The 5033-nt window shown below is 62.1% G+C and carries 7 protein-coding genes; 3 read left to right on the forward strand and 4 right to left on the reverse strand.

Annotated elements, in window-relative coordinates:
* Positions 1 to 266: dihydroxyacetone kinase subunit DhaK (locus EOA86_RS21660; RefSeq protein ID WP_164891889.1), on the forward strand; the 266-nt coding region annotated here is incomplete at its 5' end.
* 11 nt (positions 267 to 277) lie between these two features.
* On the forward strand, positions 278 to 916 hold the full coding sequence (gene dhaL, locus EOA86_RS21665) for a dihydroxyacetone kinase subunit DhaL (protein WP_128343508.1): 639 nt from the start codon (positions 278 to 280) through the stop codon (positions 914 to 916).
* Here dhaL and EOA86_RS21670 read toward each other — a convergent pair.
* From EOA86_RS21670 to EOA86_RS21680, 3 genes are all read right to left on the reverse strand, one after another.
* Positions 913 to 1356 (reverse strand): RpiB/LacA/LacB family sugar-phosphate isomerase, encoded by a 444-nt coding sequence (locus EOA86_RS21670; protein WP_029355267.1) that lies wholly within the window; start codon positions 1354 to 1356, stop codon positions 913 to 915. The genes dhaL and EOA86_RS21670 overlap by 4 nt on opposite strands.
* Before the next feature lie 27 nt (positions 1357 to 1383).
* Positions 1384 to 2169, reverse strand: coding sequence for a triose-phosphate isomerase (locus EOA86_RS21675; RefSeq protein WP_128343510.1), 786 nt, complete (start codon positions 2167 to 2169; stop codon positions 1384 to 1386).
* An 83-nt stretch (positions 2170 to 2252) separates the two neighbouring features.
* Positions 2253 to 3020: a DeoR/GlpR family DNA-binding transcription regulator gene (locus EOA86_RS21680; RefSeq protein ID WP_128343511.1), complete on the reverse strand. Its 768-nt coding sequence runs from the start codon at positions 3018 to 3020 to the stop codon at positions 2253 to 2255.
* 284 nt (positions 3021 to 3304) lie between these two features.
* On the opposite strand from EOA86_RS21680, the gene fba reads away from it, so the two are divergent.
* Complete coding sequence (gene fba, locus EOA86_RS21685) at positions 3305 to 4369, forward strand: class II fructose-bisphosphate aldolase (protein ID WP_029355262.1); 1065 nt, start codon at positions 3305 to 3307, stop codon at positions 4367 to 4369.
* Here fba and EOA86_RS21690 read toward each other — a convergent pair.
* On the reverse strand, positions 4333 to 5033 hold a 701-nt coding region (locus tag EOA86_RS21690; RefSeq protein WP_128343513.1), incomplete at its 5' end, for an erythrose 4-phosphate dehydrogenase. The genes fba and EOA86_RS21690 overlap by 37 nt on opposite strands.

The raw sequence follows: 5033 nt of genomic DNA on the forward strand, positions 1-5033 counted from the left end.
ACGAGATGGCGCCAGCGCATGGCGACAAGGTCGCCGTGCTCGTCAATTCGCTCGGCTCGACGACGCTGATGGAGCTTTACATCATGAACCGGCGCGTGAAGCGTCGGCTGGATGACATCGGCGTGTCAATTCACGCGACATGGGTCGGCAACTACTGCACCTCGCTCGAAATGGCCGGCGCCTCGGTGACGCTGATGCATCTCGACGCCGAATTGCAGACGATGCTCGACCATCCTTGCGACTGCGCCATGTTTCGCGCCGGCTGAAAGTAGCATCCATGACATCCATCGATACGGCCGATCTGAAAAGAATGTTTGATGAAATCGCAGTGGCGATCGAAGCCGACAAGGACAGGCTCTGCCAGCTCGACGGCGTCATCGGCGACGCCGACCATGGCATTGCCATGGGGCTCGGTTTCGGGGCGGTGCGCGATGCACTCGCTTCGCTCGAGCTCGCGGCGACCGAGCCGACAGCTCTCCTCAACACCGCGGCCAAATCGTTCCTCAACGCTGTCGGCGCCTCGTCGGGCCCGCTTTATGCGACCGCCTTCATGCGAGGTGCGGCCGCCGTCAAGGGCAAGGCGACGCTGGGGAGCGCCGACGTCATCGCCCTGTTCCAGGCGATGGCGCAAGGCATCCAGGATCGCGGCAAGGCCGAGATCGGCGAAAAGACAATGGTCGACGCCTGGCTGCCTGCGGCTGAGGCGGCTGCGGTCGCGCATGCCTCCGGCAAGACACTGTCCGAAAGCCTAGCAGCCGGCCTTGAAGCAGCCGAACGGGGCGCCGAGGCGACCAAGGACATGATTGCCGCGAAGGGTCGCTCATCGCGGCTTGGCGAACGATCGCTAGGGCACATGGACCCCGGCGCCGCGTCGGCCGTCACCGTCATTGGCGCGATGCGGAAAAGCTTGGGTTAGCCTAGCTTCGCCGCGTCGAGCCTGTCGATGGCCTGGACATTGCCAGCCGACGGTCCCTTTTCGTCGAACTCCGATGCGAGCCAGGCGTCGACGATCGACTTCGCCAGTTCCGGGCCGATGACGCGGGCGCCCATGGTGATGATCTGGGCATTGTTGGATTTCGCAGCGCGCTCGGCGGAGTAGGTGTCGTGGGTAAGTGCTGCGCGAATGCCGGGCACCTTGTTGGCCGAGATGGAAACGCCGATGCCGGTGCCGCAAAACAGGATGCCGCGATCGTTCTCGCCGTCGAGGATGGTCTGGGCGAGCTTCTGCGACAGGTCGGCATAGTAGCCCGCTTGGCTAAGGTCGCTGACGGTGAGACCGGGTTTGGTGGCGAGATGCGCGGCAATGACGTCGAGCAGCGGCTTGCCCGCGCTGTCGGCTCCAATGGCTATTTTCATTTTATTGTCCTTTCCTGTTCATCGATACTAGATCGCCGCCGAGGCGCGTTGGAGGATGTCGATATAGCCTTCCGCCTGCCAGGCGGAGCGGCCGATGAACAGCCCGTCGATATGCGGCTGGCCGATCAACTCGGCGGCATTTTGCGGATTGACGCTGCCGCCATAGAGCACTGGCGGCACGGCCGGCAGGAGTTCGCCGGCGATCTTCTTGATCAGCGCCTGCTGCCTATCAGCGTAGTCCGCACTTGCCGGAATGCCCTTGTCGCCGATCGCCCAGACCGGCTCATAGGCAAACAGGATCGTCGCCGCTTTCGCCTCGCCTTCGAGGACCTTTAGCGCGCCGTGCACCTGCAAGGCCAGCACCGCATCGGCCTCGCCGCTGTTGCGTTGCGCCAATGTCTCGCCGACGCAGATGAGCGGCACCAGCCCGTGCTTTACCGCCGCAGCTGCCTTCAGGCCGACAGCATTGTCGGTCTCGCCGAAATGCTCGCGCCGTTCGCTATGGCCGAGTTCGACGAGGTCGAGGCCGCAATCCGTCAGCATCACGGGCGAGATCTCCCCGGTCCAGGCTCCGGCGTCGGCCCAGTGCATGTTCTGTGCGCCGACCTTGACCCGCGTCGTCGCCAACGCCTTCTTGACCTCGCGGGCCGCCGTGAAGGGCGGGATGACGAAGGGCTGGATGCGGTCGTCGAAACCAGGGACGAACCCCGCCAGCGCCTTGACGAAGTCAGTCGCCTCTGCAAGCGTCTTGTTCATTTTCCAGCTTGTGCCGACCCAGTAAACCACGCATCCTCCTTCTAGAGCCTGTTCCATCCCGCGTAGCGGGATGGGGCTCTATCTTCTTCTTTGACCATGATCTTTTCCGAAAACCGGTTCCCACTTTTCGGGATCATGGTCTAGTCCTTCTCGACTAGTGTTAGCGAAACATCGGCGCCATCCAACGCCTGGCGCATCTGCGGTCCCAGTTCGCGACCGGTGAAGACGGCGTCGAACGCCTTGAGATCGGTCAGGAAATGCAGGGCCGTGCGGCCGAACTTGCCGTGATCGACCAGCAGATATTTACGCCTGGCGGCGGCCATCATCAGCCGCTTGGTGTGGACCACTTCCTGGTCCTGGTGGAAGGCGGAAGCGCCGTGGATGGCAGACGACGACAGGAAGGCCACATCGGCGCGCAACGATCTCAACGTGTCCTCGGCCAGCAGGCCGAAGAAACCGTGAAATTTCTTGCTGTACTGGCCACCGAGCGCAATCAGGGTGATCCCTCCAATGCCTGCCAGATCCTGTATGACGGCCAGATTGTTGGAGATCACAGTCAGCGGGCGGAGATCCGCAAGGTGGCGCGCGATGCCACCGGCCGTCGAGCCGTCGTCGATGATCACCGTCTGGCCCGGTTCAATCATCGCCACTGCGGCAGCCGCCAGGCGCTGCTTCTCCTCACCGGCCTGCTTCTGACGGTAGCGGAAATCGCTTTCGAACAGGCCGCTCGGCTGGATCGAGGCGCCGCCGCGCACCTTGCGCAGGAAACCGCTTTCCTCAAGCTCGTCGAGGTCGCGATGGACGGTCATCTTCGACACGCCAAAGCGCGAGGCGAGGTCATCGACACTGGCCGTGCCAGTGTCCATCAGAAAATCTATGATGCCTTGCCGGCGGCCGCCGCTCTTCATTGTCCAGCCTGTTTCCTGAATCCGGTCCGCTGTGAATCCGCCGTGGCGGAGCCAAAGCTATTATAACAGCGTAAAACGCAGAGGCATCAAATTTTTTGTGATGATGTGACATTTATTTGGGATATTACTCGCTTCTGATTGCTGTGCTGTAACAAGAATTGCTTCTCGGTGGCATGGCCAAAGGTTGCGGTTCTCTGGAAATCCGGCCAGAAGCATCAAAGGGCTGAACGACGATCGGACGGCTCGCAACCATAGGCTTGAAACCAAATACGGGAGACTATTGGGTGGCTCGCATCACATTGAGACAATTGCTCGACCATGCCGCCGAACACGGCTATGGCGTGCCTGCGTTCAACATGAACAATATGGAACAAGGCCTCGCCATCATGGAGGCCGCCGAGGAGACCAAATCGCCTGTTATTCTGCAGGCGAGCCGCGGCGCCCGCGCCTATGCCAACGACGTCGTGCTGGCCAAGCTGATCGACGCGCTGGTCGAGATCCATCCCGATATTCCAGTCTGCATGCATCTCGACCACGGCAACAACGAGGCTACCTGCGTGACCGCGATCCAGTATGGCTTCACCTCGGTGATGATGGACGGCTCGCTGAAAGAGGACGGCAAGACGCCGGCCGATTACGATTATAATTCGGGCATCACGGGCCGCGTCGTCGACATGGCGCATTGGGGCGGTGTTTCTGTCGAAGGCGAGATCGGCGTGCTCGGTTCGCTGGAGATGGGCGGCGGCGAACAGGAAGACGGCCATGGTGTCGAAGGCGCTGTCAGCCACGACCAGTTGCTGACCGATCCGGAACAGGCGGTGCAGTTCGTCAAGGACACACATGTCGACGCGCTGGCCGTCGCCATGGGCACCAGCCACGGCGCCTATAAATTCTCGCGCAAGCCGGACGGCGCTGTTCTGGCCATGAACGTGATCGAGGAAATCCATCGCCGCCTGCCCAACATGCACCTCGTCATGCACGGATCGTCCTCGGTGCCGGAAGAACTGCAGGAGATCATCAACAAATATGGCGGCCAGATGAAGCCGACATGGGGCGTGCCGGTCGAGGAGATCCAGCGCGGCATCAAGCACGGCGTGCGCAAGATCAACATCGACACCGACAACCGCATGGCGCTGACCGGCGCGATCCGCAAGGTGCTGACCGAGAACCCGAGCGAATTCGACCCGCGCAAGTATCTGACGCCGGCTATGGCCGCCATGAGGAAGCTGTGCAAGGAGCGCTTCGAGCAGTTCGGCACCGCCGGCAACGCTCCCAAGATCAAGCCGCTGCCGGTCTCGGAAATGGCCAAGCGCTACAAGTCGGGCAGTCTCGATCCGAAATTCGGCTGAGTTCGGCCGGCTTCATCTGACCGGGGCGGCCCGGTTAAACGGGCAGGAGCCGTACCCTGCCCGTCTCGCGGCAGGAGTGCCGCCCTGCCGGTCTCGATGAACGGCGCCCAGTAGTCGACCGACTCGCGGATCATGGCGACGACCTGGTGATCGACCGGCTCGCGCTCGCGAAACGACAGTTCGAGGCAGATCTCGTTGTCGACGCCGCCGCCGCGGCGAACCGTCTCCAGGAATTTTTCCGGCGTGATGCGGCCGTCCTGGTTGTAGGCGGCGATGAACGGCCAATGACCGCCCTTGTTCATCGACGACTGCTTGACGTGGATGATCGGCGATACGTTGGGGAAGGCTTCGGCCCAGGCATAGGGGTCGATGTCGGCCGGGTTGCTCGACGTCACGTCGCCATGGTCAATGTCGACCATCATCTTCATCGGGATGGCCATGCCGGCTGCCTCGATCTCGTTGTGCAGTACCCGGCAGCTGTCGATTGTATGGCCGAATTCGCGCCCGACCGACATCGGCTCCCAGAAAAGATAGGTTAAACCGGCCGCTTTGGCGTGCTCGGCGACCTCGCGCCAGCATTCCAGCGCGACGTCGAACAGCCGCGCGCGGCGCTCGGGATCGTCGAAATCCCTGTGCGTGAAGATAGCGAACTGGGTCCCCATAC

The organism is Mesorhizobium sp. M5C.F.Ca.IN.020.32.2.1, assembly GCF_004023105.1.
GTDB lineage: Bacteria > Pseudomonadota > Alphaproteobacteria > Rhizobiales > Rhizobiaceae > Mesorhizobium > Mesorhizobium wenxiniae.

Bases quoted from the DNA above. Each gene is read 5' to 3' on its own strand.
- dhaL (WP_128343508.1), top strand. From the start codon at position 278: ATGACATCCATCGATACGGCCGATCTGAAAAGAATGTTTGATGAAATC.
- EOA86_RS21670 (WP_029355267.1), bottom strand. From the start codon at position 1,356: ATGAAAATAGCCATTGGAGCCGACAGCGCGGGCAAGCCGCTGCTCGAC.
- EOA86_RS21675 (WP_128343510.1), bottom strand. From the start codon at position 2,169: ATGGAACAGGCTCTAGAAGGAGGATGCGTGGTTTACTGGGTCGGCACA.
- EOA86_RS21680 (WP_128343511.1), bottom strand. From the start codon at position 3,020: ATGAAGAGCGGCGGCCGCCGGCAAGGCATCATAGATTTTCTGATGGAC.